General features: G+C 65.2%; 17 protein-coding genes. 13 read left to right on the plus strand and 4 right to left on the minus strand.

Annotated features, from left to right (window positions below):
• The first annotated feature begins 196 nt into the window (after nucleotides 1–196).
• From AZSI13_RS04910 to AZSI13_RS04920, 3 genes are read left to right on the plus strand one after another with little or no spacing between them, the layout of a single operon-like run.
• Nucleotides 197–1,642 carry an ammonium transporter gene (locus AZSI13_RS04910; protein WP_109040066.1) on the plus strand — a complete coding sequence of 482 codons (1,446 nt, stop codon included), beginning with the start codon at nucleotides 197–199 and terminating at the stop codon, nucleotides 1,640–1,642.
• Nucleotides 1,643–1,654: 12 nt separating this feature from the next.
• Nucleotides 1,655–1,915, plus strand: a complete 261-nt coding sequence (locus AZSI13_RS04915) for a hypothetical protein (RefSeq protein WP_109040067.1) — start codon at nucleotides 1,655–1,657, stop codon at nucleotides 1,913–1,915.
• Nucleotides 1,916–1,972: 57 nt separating this feature from the next.
• Complete coding sequence (locus AZSI13_RS04920) at nucleotides 1,973–2,467, plus strand: hypothetical protein (protein ID WP_109040068.1); 495 nt, start codon at nucleotides 1,973–1,975, stop codon at nucleotides 2,465–2,467.
• An 85-nt stretch (nucleotides 2,468–2,552) separates the two neighbouring features.
• Here AZSI13_RS04920 and AZSI13_RS04925 read toward each other — a convergent pair whose 3' ends face one another.
• A complete protein-coding gene (locus tag AZSI13_RS04925; protein ID WP_109040069.1) occupies nucleotides 2,553–3,977 on the minus strand; it encodes a DEAD/DEAH box helicase in 1,425 nt (474 codons plus the stop codon).
• Between the two features lie 366 nt (nucleotides 3,978–4,343).
• Between AZSI13_RS04925 and AZSI13_RS17225 the strand changes: the two genes are divergently transcribed.
• The 3 genes from AZSI13_RS17225 (at nucleotide 4,344) to AZSI13_RS04935 (ending at nucleotide 6,141) form a co-directional block, all read left to right on the plus strand.
• Entirely contained in the window at nucleotides 4,344–4,703 is a 360-nt protein-coding gene (locus AZSI13_RS17225) for a hypothetical protein (protein WP_133247267.1), read from the plus strand.
• A gap of 100 nt (nucleotides 4,704–4,803) precedes the next feature.
• On the plus strand, nucleotides 4,804–5,715 hold the full coding sequence (locus tag AZSI13_RS04930) for a toll/interleukin-1 receptor domain-containing protein (protein ID WP_109040070.1): 912 nt from the start codon (nucleotides 4,804–4,806) through the stop codon (nucleotides 5,713–5,715).
• 96 nt (nucleotides 5,716–5,811) lie between these two features.
• Nucleotides 5,812–6,141, plus strand: coding sequence for an antibiotic biosynthesis monooxygenase (locus AZSI13_RS04935; protein ID WP_109040071.1), 330 nt, complete (start codon nucleotides 5,812–5,814; stop codon nucleotides 6,139–6,141).
• A gap of 183 nt (nucleotides 6,142–6,324) precedes the next feature.
• Here AZSI13_RS04935 and AZSI13_RS04940 read toward each other — a convergent pair whose 3' ends face one another.
• Nucleotides 6,325–7,548 (minus strand): MFS transporter, encoded by a 1,224-nt coding sequence (locus tag AZSI13_RS04940; protein WP_109040072.1) that lies wholly within the window; start codon nucleotides 7,546–7,548, stop codon nucleotides 6,325–6,327.
• Between the two features lie 197 nt (nucleotides 7,549–7,745).
• Between AZSI13_RS04940 and AZSI13_RS04945 the strand changes: the two genes are divergently transcribed.
• The 3 genes from AZSI13_RS04945 to AZSI13_RS04955 all read left to right on the plus strand — a co-directional run bounded on the left by AZSI13_RS04945 (nucleotide 7,746) and on the right by AZSI13_RS04955 (nucleotide 10,113).
• A complete protein-coding gene (locus AZSI13_RS04945) occupies nucleotides 7,746–8,558 on the plus strand; it encodes a helix-turn-helix domain-containing protein (protein WP_201262311.1) in 813 nt (270 codons plus the stop codon).
• Nucleotides 8,559–9,082: 524 nt separating this feature from the next.
• Nucleotides 9,083–9,493: a hypothetical protein gene (locus tag AZSI13_RS04950; RefSeq protein WP_109040074.1), complete on the plus strand. Its 411-nt coding sequence runs from the start codon at nucleotides 9,083–9,085 to the stop codon at nucleotides 9,491–9,493.
• Nucleotides 9,494–9,585: 92 nt separating this feature from the next.
• Nucleotides 9,586–10,113, plus strand: a complete 528-nt coding sequence (locus AZSI13_RS04955; RefSeq protein WP_109040075.1) for an RDD family protein — start codon at nucleotides 9,586–9,588, stop codon at nucleotides 10,111–10,113.
• 258 nt (nucleotides 10,114–10,371) lie between these two features.
• On the opposite strand, the gene glnE is transcribed toward AZSI13_RS04955, so the two are convergent.
• Nucleotides 10,372–13,149, minus strand: a complete 2,778-nt coding sequence (gene glnE / locus AZSI13_RS04960; protein WP_109040076.1) for a bifunctional [glutamate--ammonia ligase]-adenylyl-L-tyrosine phosphorylase/[glutamate--ammonia-ligase] adenylyltransferase — start codon at nucleotides 13,147–13,149, stop codon at nucleotides 10,372–10,374.
• Between the two features lie 148 nt (nucleotides 13,150–13,297).
• On the opposite strand from glnE, the gene AZSI13_RS04965 reads away from it, so the two are divergent.
• The 4 genes from AZSI13_RS04965 (at nucleotide 13,298) to AZSI13_RS04980 (ending at nucleotide 20,411) form a co-directional block, all read left to right on the plus strand.
• Complete coding sequence (locus AZSI13_RS04965) at nucleotides 13,298–17,332, plus strand: YhdP family protein (protein ID WP_109040077.1); 4,035 nt, start codon at nucleotides 13,298–13,300, stop codon at nucleotides 17,330–17,332.
• Nucleotides 17,313–18,146, plus strand: a complete 834-nt coding sequence (locus tag AZSI13_RS04970; protein WP_109040078.1) for a carbon-nitrogen hydrolase family protein — start codon at nucleotides 17,313–17,315, stop codon at nucleotides 18,144–18,146. Before AZSI13_RS04965 ends, AZSI13_RS04970 begins: the two co-directional genes overlap by 20 nt.
• A gap of 99 nt (nucleotides 18,147–18,245) precedes the next feature.
• Complete coding sequence (gene tldD, locus AZSI13_RS04975; protein WP_109040079.1) at nucleotides 18,246–19,685, plus strand: metalloprotease TldD; 1,440 nt, start codon at nucleotides 18,246–18,248, stop codon at nucleotides 19,683–19,685.
• A gap of 216 nt (nucleotides 19,686–19,901) precedes the next feature.
• The gene (locus tag AZSI13_RS04980) at nucleotides 19,902–20,411 is read left to right on the plus strand and encodes a hypothetical protein (RefSeq protein WP_109040080.1); all 510 of its coding nucleotides are present in this window, start codon (nucleotides 19,902–19,904) and stop codon (nucleotides 20,409–20,411) included.
• A 361-nt stretch (nucleotides 20,412–20,772) separates the two neighbouring features.
• On the opposite strand, the gene AZSI13_RS04985 is transcribed toward AZSI13_RS04980, so the two are convergent.
• Complete coding sequence (locus AZSI13_RS04985; RefSeq protein WP_109040081.1) at nucleotides 20,773–21,486, minus strand: hypothetical protein; 714 nt, start codon at nucleotides 21,484–21,486, stop codon at nucleotides 20,773–20,775.
• Nucleotides 21,487–21,636: the final 150 nt, after the last annotated feature.

The following is a 21,636-nucleotide window of genomic DNA, read 5'->3' on the forward strand; positions in this document are numbered from 1 at the left end:
CCAGAGCGGGGCTGCCATGGCGGCGGCATCAGGGGTTGGGGCGCCCTGAAGTTGCCAGGGCGGGAAAAAGCAGGGTGGCTAATTCCTTGATGCAGCGCAATAAAACCATATTTTCCCCGCGCTGAAATTGACTTGGCATACGTTGGCATGGGGCTTGCAGAGGAAGGGCATTCAAAAAATAAATCTAGGAGAGCACATGGGCCCGTCCAAACGCCACCTCGCCGCCGTCACCCGGATATCCGTCGCCCGCCTGTTGCGGCTGGTCATGTCCCTGGGGTTTTTCCTGCTCTGGGGCTCGCCGGCCCTGGCCCAGTATTCGGACACCGTGGGCCTGGCCCCCAGTGCCCTGCTGGCCCAGGCGGCGGAGCGCGATACGCCGCCCCCCGCCACGGCAGCGCTGCCGGAAATTCCGGTGCCGCCCAGCCCTGTCCACAGCCAGGCCCGCCAGATTGATGGCGCCAACACCGCCTGGATGTTGACCTCCTCCACCCTGGTGCTGCTCATGACCCTGCCCGGAGTCGCTCTCTTCTACGCCGGCATGGTGCGCAAGAAAAATGTGCTGTCCACCATGACCCAGGTCTTTGCCGTGGCGGCCATCGTTACCCTGACCTGGATGGCCATGGGCTACACCCTGGCCCTGCGCCCGGGCACGCCCTACCTGGGCGGCATGGATCGCCTGCTGCTGCACGGTCTGGGCCTCGACGGCCAGGCGGGCCTGCCTACGGCGCCGGTGCCGGAGACGGTGTATTTCATGTTCCAGCTGACCTTTGCCATCATCACCACCGCCCTGGTGGTGGGGGCCTTCGCCGAACGCATGCGCTTTTCCGCCCTGCTGCTGTTCGCCGCCCTGTGGTCCCTGGTGGTGTATGCCCCGGTGGCCCATTGGGTGTGGAGCGACGACGGCTGGCTGGCCCGCATGGGGGTGCTGGACTACGCCGGCGGCACCGTGGTGCATGTCAATGCCGGGGTGGCCGGTCTGGTGGCAGCCATCGTCGTCGGCAAGCGCCTGGGTTACGGCAACGAGCCCATGATGCCCCATAGCCTGGCCTTTTCCGTGGTGGGGGCTGCCCTGCTGTGGGTGGGCTGGTTCGGTTTCAATGCCGGTTCCGCTCTGGCGGCCGATGCCCGGGCCGGCATGGCCATGGTGGTGACCCAGGTGGCCTCCGCCGCCGCGGCCATGGCCTGGATGGTGGTGGAATGGGTGGTGCGGGGCCGGCCCAGCGCCCTGGGGGTGATTTCCGGCGCCGTCGGCGGCCTGGTGGCGGTGACCCCTGCCTCCGGCTACGTGGAGCCCAGCGGTGCCTTCTTCATCGGTATTGCCGGCGGGCTGACCTGCTATGTGGGAGCCACGGCCTTGAAACGCCTGTTCGGCTATGACGACTCCCTGGACGTGTTCGGCATCCATGCCGTGGGCGGCATCGTGGGCGCCCTGCTGACGGGGGTGTTTGCCAGCCCGGCCATCGGCGGGGTACGGGGCTCGGTGTTCAAGCAGCTGGTGGGCATCAGTGCTACGGCCGCCTTCAGCGTCGTCGCCACCATGCTGGTGCTGATGGCGGTGAGCCTGGTGGTGGGCCTGCGGGTGGATGAGGAAGACGAGCGCCAGGGCCTGGATATCTCCCAACACGGCGAGCACCTGGAATAAGGAGGGGCGGCCATGAGCAGCGAGAGCGAAATCTTCGCCCTGATCGGGCGCGTGCATGTCCTGATGCGCCGCAATCTCAACCGCATCACCGATGTGGACTACATGCAGGCCAACCCGGAATATGCCCGCACCATCCTGACCCTGGCCGAACAGTCAGGGCATGAGGAACTGGCCTTACTGGCCGAGCGCCTGCGGCTGGCCATGGGGCTCTTCGACGGCGTAGCGGAAGAGGCGCCACCGCCGGCGCCGAAGTATCTGTTTACATTGCGCTGAGGCCGGGCGGGTGCCGGGGCCGTTGCATCCCGGCGCCGCCTGGTTCATCCTTGCGCCATGAAACGCCTATTTTCCCCCTTGCTCCTGGCCCTGGCGGCCCTGCTTGCCGGCTGTGCCACCCCTCCTGCCAACCCCTATACCCAACGCGAACAGGTCCTGCGCGCCTGGGGTCCCCCGGCCCAGCGCCAGACCGAGGCCGATGGCGGCGAGCGCCTGTTCTACCCGACAGCGCCCCAGGGCTTCATCACCCGGGTGGTGAGCGTCGCCCCGGATGGCCTGGTGCGGAGTGTCAGCAACGTGCTGGTGGAAGAGGAATTCGCCAAGGTGCGGGCCGGCGATACGGAAGAAGATATCCGCCAGCGCTTCGGCCCTCCGGGCTGGGTCCAGTATTTTGCCCAGCGCGACGAACGGGTCTGGGAATGGCGCTTCTGCGATGCCTGGATGCATCCTTCCCGCTTCAACGTGCTGTTCGACGGCCAGACCCGGCTGGTGCGCAGCACCATGATGTTGCGGGAGGATTACGGCCAGTGGCGCAACTACTGCACCCGCTGACAGCGTGAGGTGAAACAGCGGTCGCCCGGGCAGCCCCGGCAGCCGCTCCCGCCATGAAAAAAGCCGCCCTTGGGCGGCTTTTGCTTTAGCGGCGTCCGAGGCCGCCGAGGAGGGCGGCGACCATGGGCTTCTTCGGCTTGTGGGGGTCGTGCGTGCCGACCGGAGTGTGAGCCACTTCTTCCTTGCTCGGCACGCTGGCCGGCGCGGCGGTGGGCTCGTAAGGCTTGGAAAAATCGAAGCCGTCGGCGGCAATCATCTTGCTGCGCTTGGCCGGAGGCTGGCTGCGGCCGGCCACCGGCTGGGACTTGGCGTGGGTTTCGTGGGCCTTGCGCTTCTTGCCGCTGCCGGGCGGGTACTCGTAGTCGTACTCCGGCTCGTAGCCCGTCACCATGACCTGCTCGATCTGCATCTTGATGAGCTTCTCGATATCCACCAGATAGCCCACTTCATGGGCGCAGACCAGGGAAATGGCGTTGCCCTGGCGGCCGGCGCGGCCGGTGCGGCCGATGCGGTGCACGTAGTCTTCCGGCGTGTGGGGCAGTTCGAAGTTGATGACGTAGGGCAGGTGGTCGATATCCAGGCCGCGGGCCGCCACGTCGGTGGCCACCAGCACCTTGCAGCCGCCGTTCTTGAAGGCATCCAGGGCCTTGATGCGCTCGTTCTGGGACTTGTCGCCGTGGATGGAATCGGCGGCGATGCCGGCCCGCTCCAGTTCCCGGGCCAGACGGCCGCAGCCCTGCTTGGTACGCATGAAGACCAGGGTCTGGGTAATTTCACCGGACCGCAGCAGCTTGATCAGCAGATCCTTCTTGCGCGTCTCGGCCACCGGGTGTACCCGGTGGGTGATGGTGTCGTTCACCTGGTTGCGCCGCGCCACTTCCACCAGGATCGGCGACTGCAGCATGGTGTCGGCCAGGCGCTGGATCTCGTTGGAGAAGGTGGCGGAGAAGAGCAGGCTCTGCCGGGTCTTCGGCAGCATGTTGAGGATGCGCTGGATGTCGGGGATGAAGCCCATGTCCAGCATGCGGTCGGCCTCATCCAGCACCAGGGCCTGGACCTGGTTGAAGGAGACGCTCTTCTGTTCCACGTGGTCCAGCAGGCGGCCCGGGGTGGCAACGACGAACTCCACGCCCTTCTTCATCTCGGCGATCTGGGGCTTGATATCCACGCCGCCGAAGAGGCAGATGGAGCGGAAGTGGGTGTGCTTGGTGTAAGCCTTGACCGACTCGTATACCTGCAGGGCCAGTTCCCGCGTCGGGGCCAGCATCAGGGCCCGCACCGGGTGCTTGGCGGGGGAGGGGCTGGGCGTATCCAGGTGCATCAGGCGCTGGATCAGGGGCAGGGTGAAGGCGGCGGTCTTGCCGGTACCGGTCTGGGCGCAGGCCTTCAGGTCCTTGCCCTGCAGGACCAGGGGAATGGCCTGCTGCTGAATCGGGGTTGCTTCGGCGTAACCCATCTCGGTCACAGCCTTAAGAATTTCGGGCGCCAGGCCCAGTTCGTCAAAACGCAAAGGGAGCGTCTCCGCAGAAAAGTAAATGTGGCATCAAGGACATAGGGCGGGGATTATACACCCTTGAGCGGACCGGGCCGGTTTGGGGAATGGGGCGCTTGCAGGCATTCACCAGGGAGGCAGGCGGGGCGCCATTCTCCGGCATGGTAGGGGTGGGGAAGGCATGGGGATTGGCTTGCAGGGCAGGGGCTTGGGTCGATTCCGGCAGCGCTTGTGGCCGTGGCGGTGCTCACGCCATCCTGGGCTGATGGTGCGGCGCTTTGATGTGGTTACTCGACATAAATCGAGTGGCTCATTATGCTCATGGGCTGAATTTTGCTGGCTGCTGCCATGCCATGTTTTCACTTCTGTTATCGACGCCCATAAATGTTCATGTCGCGGAAAAGGTGGCAACCAGGTGGTGTGTTGCCGGTGTTATACGGCAGTGCGACGACTTATATGGCAGATTGTCGTCTACTTCACATTAGAGCTATGCCTTTTATACCCTTGCTTATCGGCTGTGTCGCTGTGGTTCTCGGGGTTGTTGGCTATGTAGCGATCATCTTTTGCTCACCGATGCCATTCAACGTGATGGATCGCGATAATTCAGGTGTCGTATCCTTGATCGAAGCAATCGATTCTTTAGATGTTGGCCAGAGAGTTGTTACTGGCAAAGAAAGCTGCACTGAGTATTTTTGGTTAAAAGATGGGCTGCCTGCGTATGAAGTCTGCGCTGAAAAGCTCTAACAATTCTGTCGAGAGGTACGTACAAAGCTGCACTTTGGCTTCCCTCCGCACTTCGCACTGCGGCGCCCCTCACATCAAACGTTAGTCCACTCAAAACACCATGTCGAACATCCGGCAATACTTCAACACCGACTTTGATTATGCTCTGAGAGTTAACGTTGCTTTTCCGGATATTGCTTTGCCGTGCGAAGCGGTAATCCTCTACGACGCAAATGCTAGTTCCGCCTTTTTGGCTTGCTACGTTGAGAACCCTACGCTAACACCCCTTGATTTCGAAAGGTTTCTTGGACAACTGAAGTACGGTGAGACGCAGGTATCTCTCAAGGGAGGCATTGTGCTTCCAACCGCCCGAACCTTCCACGGGGCACTGCGTGTGCACAATGTGGATCCCTTCAGAGTTGAATACCAACTTCATGGAGATCCATCTTGGCGTGAACTCCTTCAGATTTCTCCATCTCGAAGGGTTTTCCTCTACGCGGAGACATGCCTATCCGCAGAACAGGTCGCGGCGCTCCAGGTTGCGGCTGCGTCGCTCGGGCACGACCTTCAGTTCCGCGACGTCACCTACGCAAAGGAGCGCGCAATGCGCGAGAAGCCTCTTGCCTTCATCAGCCACGACTCACGCGACAAAGAATCGGTGGCTCGTCCTATCGCGTTAAACCTTCAGAGAAAGCTTTGCCCCGTCTGGTACGACGAATTTTCGCTACCCTTAGGTGCGAACCTTCGTGAATCAATCGAACGCGGCCTGAAAGAGTGCAAGCGATGCGTACTCATCTTGAGTCAGAACTTCATCAATAATCGCGGTTGGGGCAAGAAGGAGTTCGAATCAATCTTCACGCGCGAAATCCTCGAAGATCGAGCCCTTGTTCTTCCCATCTGGTACGGCGTTACGAAACAACAGGTGTATGACTACAGTCCCTCTTTACTCAACATCAAGGGTATTGATTGGGAGGCTCTTGGTGAAGAGGAGGTGTGCCGACAAATCTATCTCGCCACAACAAGTGCTGCCTAACCCTGCGCTCAACCTGACGCCCAACCGCTGAGCCGTTGGGTTCCCTCCGCGCTCCGGCGCAGGTTAGCTCCACGTAACCCCATCCCCCGAAAGACCATGTACTCCTCCACCTTCATTTTCCAGAAGAAGCAGTTTGACGATGCTTTCTATCGTCTCGATAACGCCATTGCCGTGGCGGCCAAGGAGATTCCCGGGTATCTGGGGGAAGAGGCTTGGGAGAATCCGGCGACGGGCCTGGTTTCCAATGTCTATTACTGGGAATCCCTGGAGGCCTTGCAGGCCCTGATTCATCATCCGGCCCACCGGGAGGCCAAGGTGGCCCAGGAGAACTGGCTGGATGGCTATCAGGTGGTCATTGCCCAGGTCATCAAGACGTATGGGGATGGCAAGTTGGTGGGGTTGCCGACTTCCGCCATTCTGGCTTGAGGCCGGATACTGCCACTTCATCCGCGAGCCCCTTCACCCGCGCGGGCAGCGCCAAGGGAATGGCTCGCCTGAGGCTGAACTGCCGCCGACATCGCCAGAACAAAGGGCGCTCCCGTGGGAGCGCCCTTTTGCTTGGATGCCTCATCCAGGCATGGCGGCAGCTATGGCATCTACCGCCGGCCCTCAGCGATGGGCAATGTCCGGCAGGAAGACGGTGAGCAGGCCGATCAGGGGGAGGTAGGCGCACAGTTCATACACCATGCCCAGGCCGGCGCTGTCGGCCAGTTGGCCGAGCAGGGCGGCGCCGATGCCGGCGAGGCCGAAGGCCAGGCCGAAGAAGAGGCCGGAGATGGCGCCCACCTTGCCCGGCACCAGATCCTGGGCGTAGACCAGGATGGCGGAGAAGGCCGAGGCCAGGATCAAGCCGATCAGCACCGACAGTACGCCCGTCCACAGCAGATCCACATGGGGCAGCAGCAGAGCAAAGGGCGCCACGCCGAGAATGGAACCCCAGATTACCCGCTTGCGGCCGATGCGGTCGCCGATGGGGCCGCCGGCCACCGTGCCCACCGCCGTGGCCAGGAGGAAGGCGAAGAGATACATCTGGGCCTGCTGCAAGGGCAGGGCGAACTTCTCCATCAGGTAGAAGGTGTAGAAGGTCTGCAGGCTGGCCATGTAGAAGAACTTGGAGAACATCAGGGCCCCCAGCACCAGCAGTGAGACCGCCACCTGGCGCCGGGTCAGGGCGTGGCCCGGGTGGGCCCGCATACGGGTGCGGAAGCTGGCCACATGGTGGGCCGACCAGTGCCCGACCCGGCTCAGCACCAGCACGCCGGCCAGGGCGGCGAGGGAGAACCAGGCGGCGCTGCCCTGGCCGTAGGGCACGATGATGAGGGCCGCCAGCAGCGGGCCGAGGGCCGTGCCCAGGTTGCCGCCGATCTGGAACAGGGATTGAGCCAGGCCCGGCCGAGCCCCCGCCGCCATGCGCGCCACCCGGGAGGATTCCGGGTGGAAGACGGAAGAGCCGATACCCACCAAGGAAGCCGCCAGCAGCACCAGGCCGAAGCTGTGGGCCTGGCCCAGCAGCAACAGCCCCACCAGGGTGAAGCCCATGCCCACGGGCAGGGAGTAGGGCTTGGGCCGATGGTCGGTGTACAGGCCGATCAGTGGTTGCAGCAGAGAGGCCGTGAGCTGGTAGGCCAGGGTGATCAGGCCCACCTGGGCAAAGGACAGCACCAGGTCCTGCTTGAGCATGGGGTAAATCGCCAGCAGCACCGACTGCATCATGTCGTTGAGCAGGTGGGAGAAACTGATGGCGGCGATGATGGCGTAGGCCGTGGGCGGCACGGCCAAGGGGCTGGCCGGTTGGCCCGCGGGGCTGCCGGGGGCGGTCAGGGTCTTTTCCATGAAATGCCTTATCAAATCAAATGGCTTGGGGGCAGAGGGTTGCGTGTGGGCTGCTGTGTGTTGCACGTGCTTGCCCGTGATGAATCGCTCCTGCCTGTGGGGTGAGGCGCTGCGCCGTTGATCGCCGCAGCACCAACCTGTGGCAGGGGAAAGCAGTCTAGAATGGCGGGATCAAAAATGTCCCGACAACAACTATCGTGAATCAGCCAAGCGCAACCGCCCCGGCGTCGCCGCCGCCCGGTGTGGCCAGCCACGACGATCTGCATCAGACCCTGCCCCATCCGGTCACCGCCAAGGCCCGGGACTACCAGGGCGGCGCCACCCCGGTGCATCGCCACCCCCGGGCCCAGCTCATCTACGCCGGCCGGGGCGTCATGCGGGTGGAAACGGCCGCCGGCTGTTGGGTGGTGCCGCCGGTGCGGGGCGTCTGGATTCCGGCAGAAACCGACCACAAGGTGGTGATGCTGGGGGCGGTGGAAATGCGCACCCTCTACATTCGCCCCGACGCCGCCCCCGCCCTGCCCACCCACTGCTGCCTGATGGAAGTGGGGCCCTTGTTGCGGGCCCTCATTCTCGCCCTGCTCGAAGAGCCCCTGGCTTACGACCTGAGCGGCCGGGGCGGCATGATCGCCAGTCTGGCGCTTCAGGAACTGCGCTTTCTCCAGATTCCCGCCCTGCACCTGCCCATGCCCAGCGAGCCCCGGCTCCTGCGCCTGTGCCGCAGCCAGCTGGCCCGGCCGGATCAGCAGGACACCCTGGAAGCCCTGGCCGAGCGCCACGCCGCCAGTACCCGCACCCTGGCCCGCCTCTTCCAGCGGGAAACCGGCATGAGCTTTCGCCAATGGCGCCAGCAGGCCCGGTTGGTGGAAGCCCTCGGCCACCTGGCCAACGGCCTGCCGGTGGCGCGGGTGGCGGAGCAGCTGGGCTACCGCAGCCCCAGCGCCTTCACCGCCATGTTCCGCCGCGCCCTGGGGGTTGAGCCGCGCCGCTATTTCGACGGCGGCACCTGAGGCCGTCGTTGGTTTTCCGCTTTCCTTTCATTTCCCCGACGTCGCCCCATTTCCTCTTCCTTCCCCATCCTGCGACGCCCAGGCGCCCATGGGCGACGGTGCCCCCGCGCCGGACGGGCAGCTTCGGGCTTGCCGCCTGCCCGGCGGGGATGATGCGGAACGCCTGAAAGTGGATGCCCCGGAGAGGCAATAGGGGCGCCGTTCTTCCTCGTAGCGCCTCTGGCAACAAGCCAGGATGCGGCGCTCCAGGGTGGCCCGCGTCCCTATTGCCTCTCAGGGCGGTTTTACCGGTATTTCGGCTGTGGCCGGAAGATTGGAGGCGGGGCTGGTTTGCCGCAGGCTGCTCTGCCCGAGGATCGGGCGGAGGCCGCTCGACAGGGGGAGGGGCGCTGTTTATGCTGTGCGGGTAACGGCGACGGCTGCGCAGCCAGGTTCGCCCGGGCCTCCGTTAGCCGAGGCTCCTGCCCAGCGGTTTTCGCATTGCCCCCATTGCCACCGTGCCCCGCGCCTATCAAGGAGAAAGCATGTCTGTTGCGTATTACGTGGTCCTGGATGTTGACGATCCCGGCTTCGAGACCTTTGTCAATGGCAAGGCCGTCGCCCGCGCGGCCGATCGGCTGAATGCCCTGTGCGCGGCCCAGGGCCTGCCGCCCCTGGATTCCTTCCTCGGCCAGCCCATGGACGATTTCGCCGATTTCCTCGATGAGGACATTCCCCTGCCCGAAGGGGAGGACGGTGCCGAAAAGTGGTTTGACCCCCAGGAGGGCATCCGCCTCATCACCGCCCTGATTGCCGCCATCCAGGCCAATCCGGCCGCTCTGGGCGGGTCAGCGGAGGCGGTGGAAGAGGTGCTGGAAGACCTGGCGGAATACCAGGCGGTGCTGGCGCAGGCCGCCGCCATCAAGGCCCGCTGGTATCTGGCGCTGGATATCTGATGCCCCTCGCCGCGCCCGTGAGTCACCCCTGAATCGCTGAACCCCGCCGGGACGCGGCTGCGCCCCGGCCCGCAACCCGGAAAGGAATTCCCATGGCAGCAACGCAGCAAACCGAGTCGCCGGCAGCGGCACAGACGGCAGTGGTGGATGGGGCGGAGGTGGAATACACCCTGGAATACGCCGGCTTCTGGGTGCGGGTGGGGGCCAGCCTCATCGACACCGTGCTGATGCTGCTGGTGACCTTTCCCCTGCTGCTAGCGATCTACGGCTGGCAGTATTTCAGCGCGGAGGAAATGATCGCCGGCCCAGCGGATTTCCTCATTTCCTGGGTATTTCCGGCGGTGGCGGTGGTGCTCTTCTGGGTGCATCGGCAGGCCACCCCGGGCAAGGCGGTATTTTCCCTGCGCGTCGTCGATGCGGATTCCGGCGAAAGCCTTTCCGTCGGGCAGAGCATCGGCCGTTACCTGGCCTATTTCGTTTCCTCCCTCCCCCTCGGCCTTGGCCTGATCTGGGTCGGGCTGGATAGCCACAAGCAGGGCTGGCATGACAAGCTGGCCAATACGGTGGTGGTGCGGCCGAAAAAGCGCGGCCCCCGGCCGGTCAATTTTACTGCCCATTAGGGCTGATTTGGCCGGGGTGAGTCGGGCTGTATTGGGTTGTATTGGGTTGTATTGGGCTGAGCCGGGCCGTTCCGCTTTCCCGTAATCCAGCCGAACCGCCGCCGTGTTTGCCGGCAGCGGAAAGGGCCGCCGGCCCCGCAGCCGACACCCCTAGCCGTCATCCGCCGCCGTCATGAAAAAGCCGCCAGGTCGCCCCGGCGGCTTTTTCATTGGCTCCGGCACCCGTCCGGGGCGCCGGGGTTGCGGCGTGGCGCCGTGTCAGCCCTTGAACACCTCGTCCCACAACGCCCGCACCGCGCCGATGCGGTCGGCTACGGTTTCCCGGGGGACGCGGCTCTTGGGGTTGCCGTTGAGGCGCTTGGCGTGTTGCAGGCGGCGGTAGTCCCGGTAGGCGTTCTGCACCGGCTCGGACAGGGCCGCGGGAATCAGGCCGAGGCGGGCGGCGATGCCGAGCAGGGCGATGTTACCCAGGTTGCCGGAAAGTTCCGGGTGGGCGTGGGCGTGGCCCAGCACCAGGTACTGGACGATGAATTCCACGTCGATGATGCCGCCCGGGTCCTGCTTGATGTCGAACTCGCCCCGGGCCACGGTCTCGGCGTCGGAGGCGTTGTTGTCCACCATTTTCTGGCGCATGGCCAGCACTTCTTCCCGGAGCTTGGGCAGTTCCCGCGGCTGGCGCAGGATTTCCTCGCGGATGGCGTCGAAGCCCGCGCCCACGTCCGCGTCGCCGGCAACGAAGCGGGCCCGGGTGAGGGCCTGGTGTTCCCAGACCCAGGCATTCTTCAGCTGGTATTCGCGGAAGGAGGCGAGGGAGCAGACCATCAGGCCCGAATCGCCGTTGGGGCGCAGCCGCAGGTCGGTCTCGAAAAGCAGGCCGGCGGGGGTCTGGGACGATAGCCAGGTGTTCACCCGCTGGGCCAGGCGGGCGTAGACCTCCTCGGCTTCCAGGGCGGTGTCCTTCTTCTCGTCGTAGAGGAAGATGATGTCCAGGTCCGAGGCGTAGCCCAGTTCCTTGCCCCCCAGCTTGCCGTAGCCGATGACGGCGAAGACCGGTTCCTCCCGGTGCCGGGTCTTCAGCTTGCCCCAGCACAGGCGCACCGTCTCGGCCACCAGGATGTCGGCCAGCTCGGTGAGGTGGTCGGAGATTTTCTCGATGCTGTGCAGGCCCGCCAGGTCCTGGGCCAGCAGGCGGAAGACCTGGGCGTGGTGCAGTTCCCGCAGCAGGTCCATCTCCCGTTCCGTGTCGCCGGCGCATTCGTCCAGGGCCCGGCGCAGTTCGCGGCGGAAGCGTTGCCAGTCGGTAGCCACCTCCAGCAGGCGCGGGTCCAGCAGCTCATCGAGCAGGATGGGGTGGCGGGTCAGGTATTCAGCGGCCCAGCTGGAGCCGCCGATGAGTTCAGCCACCTTCTTCAGGGCCTGGGGATACTGCTGCAGCAGGGCCAGGTAGGCGCCGCGGCGGCCGATGGCCTCGAGGAAGGCGAGGCAGCGGGAAAGGGTCAGATCCGGTGTCGGCGTGGCGGCGGCGGCTTCGATCAGGCGCGGGCCCAGGGCGTCCATACGTTCCCGGTTGCTGGCGGGCAGCTGCTGGTAGCGGGCGCCGTCGCGGAAAGCCTGCAGCCGTTCCAGGGAGGCCTGCACGTCGGCAAAGCCGAGGCCGGCGAATTTCTCCTGGGCGCCGTCGCATTCCAGGGCGCCCTGCCACAGGGCGGTGAGGGTCTCGGCCTGGGCGCTGGCCTGGTCGGGCTCGGCGAAGACGGCTTCGAAATGCAGTGAGACCCGCTGGCGATGGCCGTCGAGCACGGCCAGCAGGGCCGGGTAGTCGGCAAAGCCCATGGAACGGGCGATGCGGGCCTGACCTTCCGCATCTTCCGGCAGGCTGTGGGTCTGCTGGTCGGCCACGTATTGCAGGCGGTGTTCCAGGCGGCGCAGGAAATCGTAGGCGGTGGTCAGCTCGGCCACCGCCTCCTGGGCCATCAGGCCCCGTTCCGGCAGCAGGGCCAGCACTTCCAGGGTGGGGCGGATCTGCAGGGCGGTGTCGCGGCCGCCGCGGATGAGCTGGAAGACCTGGGCGATGAATTCGATTTCCCGGATGCCGCCGGGGCCCAGCTTGACGTGGTTGGCCATGTCCTTGCGCGCCACCTCGCGGCGGATCTGGGCGTGCAGGTCGCGCATGGCGTTGATGGCGCCGAAATCCAGGTACTTGCGGAAGACGAAGGGCCGGCCGGTCTGGCTCAGCACCGGACCCCAGTTATTCACATCGTTGGCGCCGGCGTTCATCACCCGGGCCTTGATCCAGGCGTAGCGTTCCCACTCCCGGCCCTGGGTGATGAAGTAGTTTTCCAGGGCGTCCAGGCTGCATACCAGGGGGCCGGAATCGCCGTTGGGGCGCAGGCGCATGTCTACGCGGAAGACCTGGCCGTCGGCGGTGAGGTCCCCCAGGGCGATGATCAGGCGCTTGCCCAGGCGGTGGAAGAAATCATAGTTGTCCACCTGGCCGCCGCCGTCGGCGCGGCCGGCGGTCTGGCCTTCTTCCGGGTAGACGAAGATGTAATCCACGTCGGAGGAAACGTTCAGCTCCCGCCCGCCCAGCTTGCCCATGCCTACCACCAGCAGGCGCTGGGGTCGGCCCTGGCTGTCCAGGGGTTCGCCGTACTGCTGCACCAGGCTGCGGTGCACGAAGTCCAGGGCGAAATTGGTGGTGATGTCGGCCAGCAGGGTCATGGTTTCCACCACCTCCTTGAGGGGGGCGGCGGCCGCGATATCGCGGATGATCAGGTGGGCCATGACGCGCTGGCGCAGGCGGCGTAGCACCGGCTTGAGGGCTTCTTCATCCGCCGGGGCGGCCTGGGCGATCCAGTCCTCCAGGTCGGCGGCGGTGAGGGCCCGCTGCCAGGATTCGATCAGGATGGGCACCAGCTCGCTGCGGCAGGCCAGCAGCTGGCGCAGGTAGGCGCTGTGGTCCAGGGCGGGCTGCCAGGCGGCGGGGAGCGGGGCAGGGCTGGTGGCGGTGTCGGCGGCGTGATCGTTATGCGTCATGGATGGCAATCGGTTTACATCCGTCTTGCGACAGTGGCAGGAGTGGGTGGGAGTGAAGGGGAGTGGGTTAAAATCCCTTCCATCACACCAAGAACCGACCATTGTAGTGACCCCCCCGACTCCTTTGCAAAGCACCGGCGGCTAAGCCATGGCTGAACCCGCTGACTCTCCTGCTGATTCTCTTGCGGACGCCTCCCTGCGACCGGCGCTTTACCACCGCTTGCATCGCCTCCTGCCGTTCGTCGCCAGCCCCGGTGCCCGGGTCTTCTGGCGGCGGGCCGGGCGTCTTTCCCTGTGGGCCGGCGTGGTGGGCTATTTCGCTTTCGCCTTCCTGGTCCTGGCCCTGCGCTACTGGGTGCTGCCCCACGTGGGCGACTACCGGGGCGATATCGAGCGGGCCGCCAGCCGGGCCCTCGGCCTGCCCGTCACCATCGGCCACATTGACGCAGGCTGGCGCGGCCTGCGCCCCGAACTGACCTTGGCCGATGTGCGGGTGGCCGACCGTCAGGGCAACCCGGCTCTGGCCTTCCAGCAGGTGGATAGCGTCCTCTCCTGGTGGAGTGTCCCCAGCCTTTCCCTGCGCCTGCACCTGCTGGAAATCCAGGAACCCACCCTGCTGGTGCGGCGCAACGCCGACGGCAGCTTCGAAGTGGCCGGCATTCCCGTGGAAAGCAGCGGCAGCGATGACGGCGGTGCCCTCAACTGGGTGCTGGCCCAGCACCGCATCCACATCAAGGACGCCACCATCGTCTGGGAGGACCTGCAACGGGGCGCCCCGCCCCTGACCCTGGAGGCGGTGAACCTGCTCCTGGAAAACAGCGGCAGCCGGCACCGTTTCGGCCTTTCCGCCCTGCCGCCGCCGGAACTGGCCTCCCGCCTCGATGTACGGGGCGACCTGCGGGGCGGCGACCCCACCCGCCTGGAAGACTGGAGCGGCCAGCTCTACACCCAGTTCGACAGCACCGACCTGGCGGCCTGGCAGGCCTGGGTCGATTACCCCGTTTCCCTGCCCAAGGGCCATGGCGCCCTGCGCCTCTGGCTGGAGGTGGATGAAGGCCTGCCGGTGGCGGCCACCGCCGACGTGGGCCTGCGGGACCTGCGCCTGCAACTGGCCAAGGACCTGCCCGAACTCGACCTGCTGCACTTGCAAGGCCGCATCAGCGGCCAGCGGCGCAAGGGCGATACCCGCCTCAACGGCCGCCAGCTGAGCCTGGCCACCCGGGCCGGCGTCACCCTGGAGCCCACCGATTTTGCCTTCACCTGGCAGGAAGGCGGCCTCTTCTCCGACCGCCGGCGTGGCAGCGGCAGCGCCAATACCCTCGACCTGGGCGCCCTGGCAGCCCTGGCCGGCCACCTGCCCCTGGGCCAGGAAGTGCGCCAGTGGCTGGAGGAATACGAGCCCCGGGGCCAGGTGCAGGACCTCAAGGCCGTCTGGTCCGACAAGGACGGCGCAGCCCAGGAATACAACCTGAAGGCCCGCTTCAGCGACCTCGGCATCAAGGCCAGCACCCACTTCCCCGGCTTTGCCGGCATGAGCGGCAGCGTGGACGCCGGGGACCGGGGCGGCAGCCTGACCCTGCGGTCCCAGAAAGCCACCCTGGATTTGCCCCAGGTCTTCCCCGAACCCCGCATCGCCGTGGATTCCCTCACCAGCCAGGTGAGCTGGAAGATCGAAGGGCCGAAGCTGGAGGTGAGCCTCGACAATTTCGCCTTCACCAGCCCCGACGCCACCGGCTCCGCCCAGGGCACCTACCGCCTCGGCGGCGAAGGCCCCGGCACTATCGACCTCACCGCCGGCATCAGCAAGGCGGATGGCACCGCGGTGTGGCGCTACATGCCCCTGGCCGTCTCCCAGGACGCGCGGGATTGGCTGAAGACCGCCATCACCGGCGGCACCGCCAGCGAGGCCAAGCTGATCCTCAAGGGCGACCTGGCCCGCTTCCCCTTCCTGGACCCGAAGGAAGGGCAGTTCCTCGTCACCGCCCGCATCCACAACGCCACCCTGGATTACGGCACCGGCTGGCCCCGCATTGACGATATCCAGGGCAGCCTGCGTTTCGAGGCGGCGCGCATGTTGATCGAAGCCAAGAGCGCGCGGCTGCTGGGGGCCCGCCTTGCCGCCGTGAAGGCCGAAATCCCCGACCTGGATGCGCCGGAGGAACTGCTCAAGATCACCGGCAAGGCCGAAGGGCCGACGGCGGAATTCCTCAAGTTCATCGACCAGAGCCCGGTGGGCAACAAGATCGACAACTTCACCGAGGACATGCGGGCCGGTGGCGAAGGGCGCCTCAACCTGGCCATCGACATGCCCCTGCGCCATCTCGTCGATACCAAGGTGAAGGGGGAATTCGAATTCCTCAACAACCAGGTCACCGTGGAACCGGGCCTGCCGCCCATCACCCAGGTCAATGGCCGCCTGCACTTCACCGATGGTGGCATCAGCATCAAGGAAGTCACCGGCCAGTTGCTGGGCGGCCCCCTGCGCCTCTACGCCAGCAACGAAGGCGACAAGGTGCTGGTCAATGCCTCGGGCAACCTCACCGCCCTGGCCCTGCGCCGCCAACTGGATCTGCCCCTCTTCGACAACCTTTCCGGCAGCGCCGCCTGGAAGGGGGAGGTGCGGGTGCGCAAGAAGAGCGCCGAGATGGTCATCGAATCCGACCTCAAGGGCCTGGCCTCCAGCCTGCCCGAGCCCTTCAACAAGCCGGCCTCCCAGACCCTGCCCCTGCGCCTGGAGCGGGCCGCCCTGCCCGACGCCCCGGCCCGCAAGGGGGCGCCGCCCCCGGTGTCCCGGGAGCAGGTCAAGTTCAGCCTGGGCAAGCTCGCTGCCGCCCAGCTCATCCGCCGCCGCGAGAGCGCCGGCCTGGTGCTGGAGCGGGGCGCCCTGGCCCTGGGCGAACCCCTGGTGTTGCCGGAGCGGGGGCTGACACTCACGATTGCCCAGCCCAGCGTCGATGTGGATTACTGGCGCCAGGCCCTGTTGCCGCCCAACGGCAGCAGCAATGGCAGCAGCAATAACAGCAACGCCAGCGGCAGTGCCCAGGAGGCCAGCCTGCCCCTCAGCCAGGTGCTGCTCAAGACGCCCCTGCTGGATGCAGGCGGCCGCCGTTTCCACGACGTGGTGCTGAAGGCCAGCCCGACGGGCACAACCTGGCAGCTGGACCTCCTGGCCAAGGAAGCCTCCGGCCAGATTCAGTGGGACGGCAGCGGCCAGGGCCGGGTGCGGGCGCGGCTGAAGCACCTGATCCTGCCCGAAGCCACGCCCCAGCAGGCCGCCATGGAAAAAATGGGCGAAGCCGAGCGCCAGGATGAACTGCCCGGCCTCGACATCACCGCCGACAGCTTCACCCTGGGCAGCCGCCGCTTCGGCAAGCTGGAGTTGCTGGCCCGCAACGAAGGCCGGGTGTGGCGCCTCGACAAGGTGGCCCTCAACGCGCCGGAAGGCACCATCAACGGCAAGGGCCTGTGGCGCACCGACCCCCGGGGCGCCCACCGCACCGACGTGGAGTTCCGCCTGGAGGCGGGGGATGCGGGCAAATATCTGGACCGCCTGGGCTTCCCCGGCACCCTCAAGCGGGGCAGCGCCACCCTGGCCGGCAAGCTGGCCTGGAACGGCACCCCCACCGGGCTGGATGTGCCCAGCCTCTCCGGCGACCTCAAGCTGACGGCGGAGAAGGGGCAGTTCGCCAAGATCGAGCCGGGCATCGGCAAGCTGATCGGCCTGCTCTCCCTGCAAACCCTGCCCCGGCGCATCACCCTGGATTTTCGCGATGTCTTCTCCGAAGGCTTTGCTTTCGACAGTATCGAGGGCACCTTCAAGGTGCAGAACGGTCTGATGAAGACCTCGGACCTGGCCATCGACGGCCCGGCCGCCAAGGTGGGCATCAAGGGCGACATCAACCTGGACCACGAAACCCAGAACCTGCGGGTGCGGGTGCAGCCGGCCCTGGGTAGTTCCGTGGCCCTGGGCACGGCGGCCCTGGTCAATCCGGTGGCCGGCGTGGCCGCCCTGATCGCCCAGAAAATCCTGCAAAATCCGGTGGACCAGATTTTTGCCTTTGAATACGCCGTCACCGGCAACTGGGAAGATCCCAAGGTGGACAAGCTTTCCGGCGGCGACAAATCCGGGGATAAATCCCCCAACAGCCAAGGTGCCAAGACCGATGAACCCGCCAAGCCCTGAGCGCTCCTCCCCCGAAAACGCCCTCATCGCCGCCGTGCAGATGGTGTCCGGCCCCCGGGTGGCCGACAATCTGGCCGCCGCCGCCCACGGCGTGGCCGAAGCCGCCGCCCAGGGCGCCCGCATCGTCGCCCTGCCGGAGTACTTCCCCATCATGGGCATGGCCGAAGGCGACAAGGTCAAGGTGCGGGAGACCGACGGCCACGGCCCGATCCAGGAATTCATCGCCGCCACGGCCAAGCAGCACGGCATCTGGCTGATTGGCGGCTCCATTCCCCTGGAGGCGAAAGACCCCCACAAGGTACTCAACTCCACGGTGGTCTACGACCCGGCCGGGCAGCGCGTCGCCCGCTACGACAAGATCCACCTCTTCGGCTTCCAGAAAGGCCTGGAGCGTTACGACGAGGCCGCCTCCATCGAGGCCGGCAGCGAACCGGTGGCCTTCGATACGCCCTACGGCCGCATCGGCCTTTCCATCTGCTACGACCTGCGTTTTCCCGAGCTGTACCGCCAGTTGGCGCCGGTGGACCTGATCGTGGTGCCCGCCGCCTTCACCGAGACCACCGGCCGCGCCCATTGGGAAATCCTGCTGCGCGCCCGGGCCATCGAAAACCAGTGCTACGTGCTGGCCGTGGGCCAGGGCGGCAAGCACGAGAACGGCCGTGAAACCCACGGCAACAGCATGATCGTGGACCCCTGGGGTACCCTCGTGGACCGCAAGCTGAAAGGCCCCGGTGTGGTGCTGGGCCTGCTGGACCACGGCTTCATCGCCGAAACCCGCGGCAACCTGCCGGCCCTCAAGCACCGGGTGCTGTGACGTATCCTTTTTCGACGCAGAGCCAGGACTTCACCGGTAAAAGCTCTGTGATCTCTGTGCCCGCTGTGGCAAAAGTTTTTTAAGGCTTTAGGTTTCCCCATGAGCAAGATCATCAAGCAAGCCGAATCCCTGTTGCTGACGCCCTACGACCTGGATCAGAAGCGCCTTTCCGACGTCTTCGGCCAGATCATGAAAAACGGCGTGGATTATGCCGACCTCTACTTCCAGTACAGCCGGGCCGAGGCCTGGAGCCTGGAAGAGGGCATCGTCAAATCCGGCAGCTTCAACATCGACCAGGGCGTCGGCGTGCGCGCCATCTCCGGCGAGAAAACCGCCTTCGCTTACTCCGACGACATCAGCCGCAAGGCCCTGGGCGATGCCGCCGCGGCGGTGCGCGCCATCGGCGCCGCCGGCCAGTCCGGCAAGGCGCCCAAGCTGAAGGGGCGCAAGGGCCACGGCCTCTACCTGGCGAAGGACCCCATCCCCTCCCTCGGGGCGGCGGAAAAGGTGCAACTGCTGGAACGCCTGGAAGGCTATGCCCGCTCCCTGGACAAGCGGGTCACCCAGGTCATGGCCTCCCTCGCCTGTGAATACGACGTGGTGCTGGTGGCCGGCAGCGACGGCCGTCTGGCGGCCGACGTGCGGCCCCTGGTGCGGGTCTCCGTTTCCGTCATCGTCGATGGCGGCAAGGGCAAGCGGGAGCAGGGCTCCTCCGGTGGCGGCGGCCGCTACGACTACGGCTATTTCAGCGAAGAAGTGCTGCAACGCTACGCCCGGGAGGCGGTGCACCAGGCCGTCACCAACCTGGACGCCCGTCCGGCCCCCGCCGGCACCATGACCGTGGTGCTCGGCCCCGGCTGGCCCGGCATCCTGCTGCACGAAGCCATCGGCCACGGCCTGGAGGGCGACTTCAACCGCAAGGGCTCCTCCGCCTTCTCCGGCCGCATCGGTGAGCGGGTCGCCGCCAAGGGCGTCACCGTGGTGGACGACGGCACCCTGCCGGACCGCCGCGGCTCCCTCAACATTGACGATGAGGGCAACCCCACCCGCCGCACCGTGCTGATCGAAGACGGCATCTTGAAGGGCTACATGCAGGATTCCCTCAATGCCCGCCTGATGGGCGTCGAGCCCACCGGCAACGGCCGCCGCGAATCCTTCGCCCATCTGCCCCTGCCGCGCATGACCAACACCATCATGCTGGCCGGCGACAAGGACCCGGCGGAAATTCTCAAGTCCGTGAAGAAGGGCCTCTACGCCGTCAATTTCGGCGGCGGCCAGGTGGATATCACCAGCGGCAAGTTCGTCTTCTCCATGTCCGAAGCCTACATGGTGGAAAACGGCAAGATTCTCTACCCGGTGAAGGGCGCCACCCTCATCGGCAACGGCCCGGACGCCCTGACCCGGGTGAAAATGATCGGCAACGACCTGGGCCTGGACCCGGGCGTCGGCACCTGCGGCAAGGAAGGCCAGTCCGTCCCCGTGGGTGTGGGCCAGCCCACCCTGCGCATCGACGGCCTCACCGTCGGCGGCACCGCCTGAGTACCCGGCCCGGGGGCCGCGGGCGTTGTGGTGTCGCCTGGCCGTACTTGCGTACTGCCTGCGGCGACACGCCTGGCACGCCGCCCCGGGCCTGACGCTCAGGCGGCGTGCCCGGGGTTCCGTCGCTTGGTGTCCGCCGGGCCGGTTCCGCGGAACCTGGGGGCCAGCCATGGGGTCTTCCCCTGATCCTGGCCCCGTAATGGAGGAGAAAGCATCATGACCGTGCATCGCCGCCTATTCCCGCTCCTGCTGCTCCTGGCCCTGCTGGCCGGCTGCGCCACGGCGCCTCCCGACGGCACCGCCACCCCCAGGCTGGCCCGCCTTTCCCCCGAACAACTGCAACGCCTGGCGCCGGATGCACCCAAGATCGGCCTGCCCGAACTGGTGGCCATGGCCAAATCCGGCATGAAGGCCGAGGCCATGATCGAGCGCCTCAAGGAAACCCGCACCCGCCTCGACCCCAGCCCCAGCCAGGTGCTGGACCTGACCCGTCAGGGCGTGCCGGTGGCGGTGCTCGACTACCTCCACGAAGCCCGGGAAAAGGCCCTCCACGACGACGTGGCGGCCATGCTGGCGGAACGGGACCAGCAGCAGGCCAAGCAGGTGGAAGAGGCCCGCCAGCAAGAGCGCCTGCGCACCGCCCCGCCCGTGCTTTACGACCCCTTCTGGGGGCCGCGCTGGAGCCCCTACTACCGCCGGGGCGGGGGGCTTTTCTACGGCTGGTGAGGCCGGGGGTTTATTAGAAATTGGTGGCGCACTGCCGGTGCGCCAGGAGGCAATAGGGACGGGGGTTTCCATCGGGATACGGTGGGGATGCCCGTCCCTATTGCGTTGTGGCGGGGGTGAAGGAGGGAGCCGAAGGGATCTTTGACCGGTTGCCGGCCAACAGCAGCCGGTGACTAGCGGGCTTTCAGGAGTCTTCTTTTCAGTTTTTTCACCCACTCGAGCAGTATTGCTTTTTAGCAGTCGTTTTACCTTACGAGGTGACTGATGCCAGCTTTGTAGGGGGGGACGTAATGGTCTGCGCCTTGATGGACTGATGACATGCCCAAGATCGATATCCGGCTCCTTTTCCCCAACGGAAATCTTAGGAAACGCTATTCTCGGCTTCTGCGACCATCTTAATGTGCCAAAAAAGACGTTCCCTTGAAAAGACATCAAGTGCGCGTTGTCCAGTCAGCATCCCCGAAAAAAATACCGGAACATCGTTGCTGCCGATTTTGTCCATATAGCAACCCTTAGCATTATCGAATCGGGGGGTTCGGTATTGCGAATAGATGTGCGAGGCTAGCGCGTTAGCTACCACAACGACGCGAGGTTTAGCCAATTCAAGCATCTTTTCGAATAAACGATATTGCTTCTCACCGAGGTCGTTGAGCTGGTAATCCTTGCTGGGTTTGAGAAACTTGTCTTTCGCAGTCGATTGATTTGTTTCTCGGTAGGCAAAAAGATCGATATGCTCCCAATGCAAATTCAGGAGGTCGGACAGTTTTCGATGTTGCTCAAAAAACGCGTAGTGTGAATGGGCTAGTCGGTCCAGTTCATGCGCTAGGTCAGCTTTGAAGTCAAGCGGTCTAGGCCAACTGAAAAAGGTGCGTGGGTCGATATCCCGGTGACGAGTGTTTTTGAGATTGTTTTTCCAGCCCTCATCCGAAAATGAAGGATTTAACCCTACAAATACAATTCCGCGTAGTTTTGGTAGGTTGAAGAGAACAGGGGCATATTTCTGCGAATCACTTTGTACGACATCATTCCACATACGCTCCAGTTCTGCATTTAGCTCGTTCAGCTTATTTTCCATGCTTACTCATTCTTATATTGAATCGCCTTGCCGATTGTAGCCACCTAGATCGACTGCTTGTGATTCAGATAGGGCAGTCCTTTGAGTGAAATAAAGCGTTAGCTACGGCCGCCAAGCGAACCTACACCAGTGTCTGATCGAACTTCTCAA

The organism is Azospira sp. I13, assembly GCF_003112695.1.
GTDB lineage: Bacteria > Pseudomonadota > Gammaproteobacteria > Burkholderiales > Rhodocyclaceae > Azospira.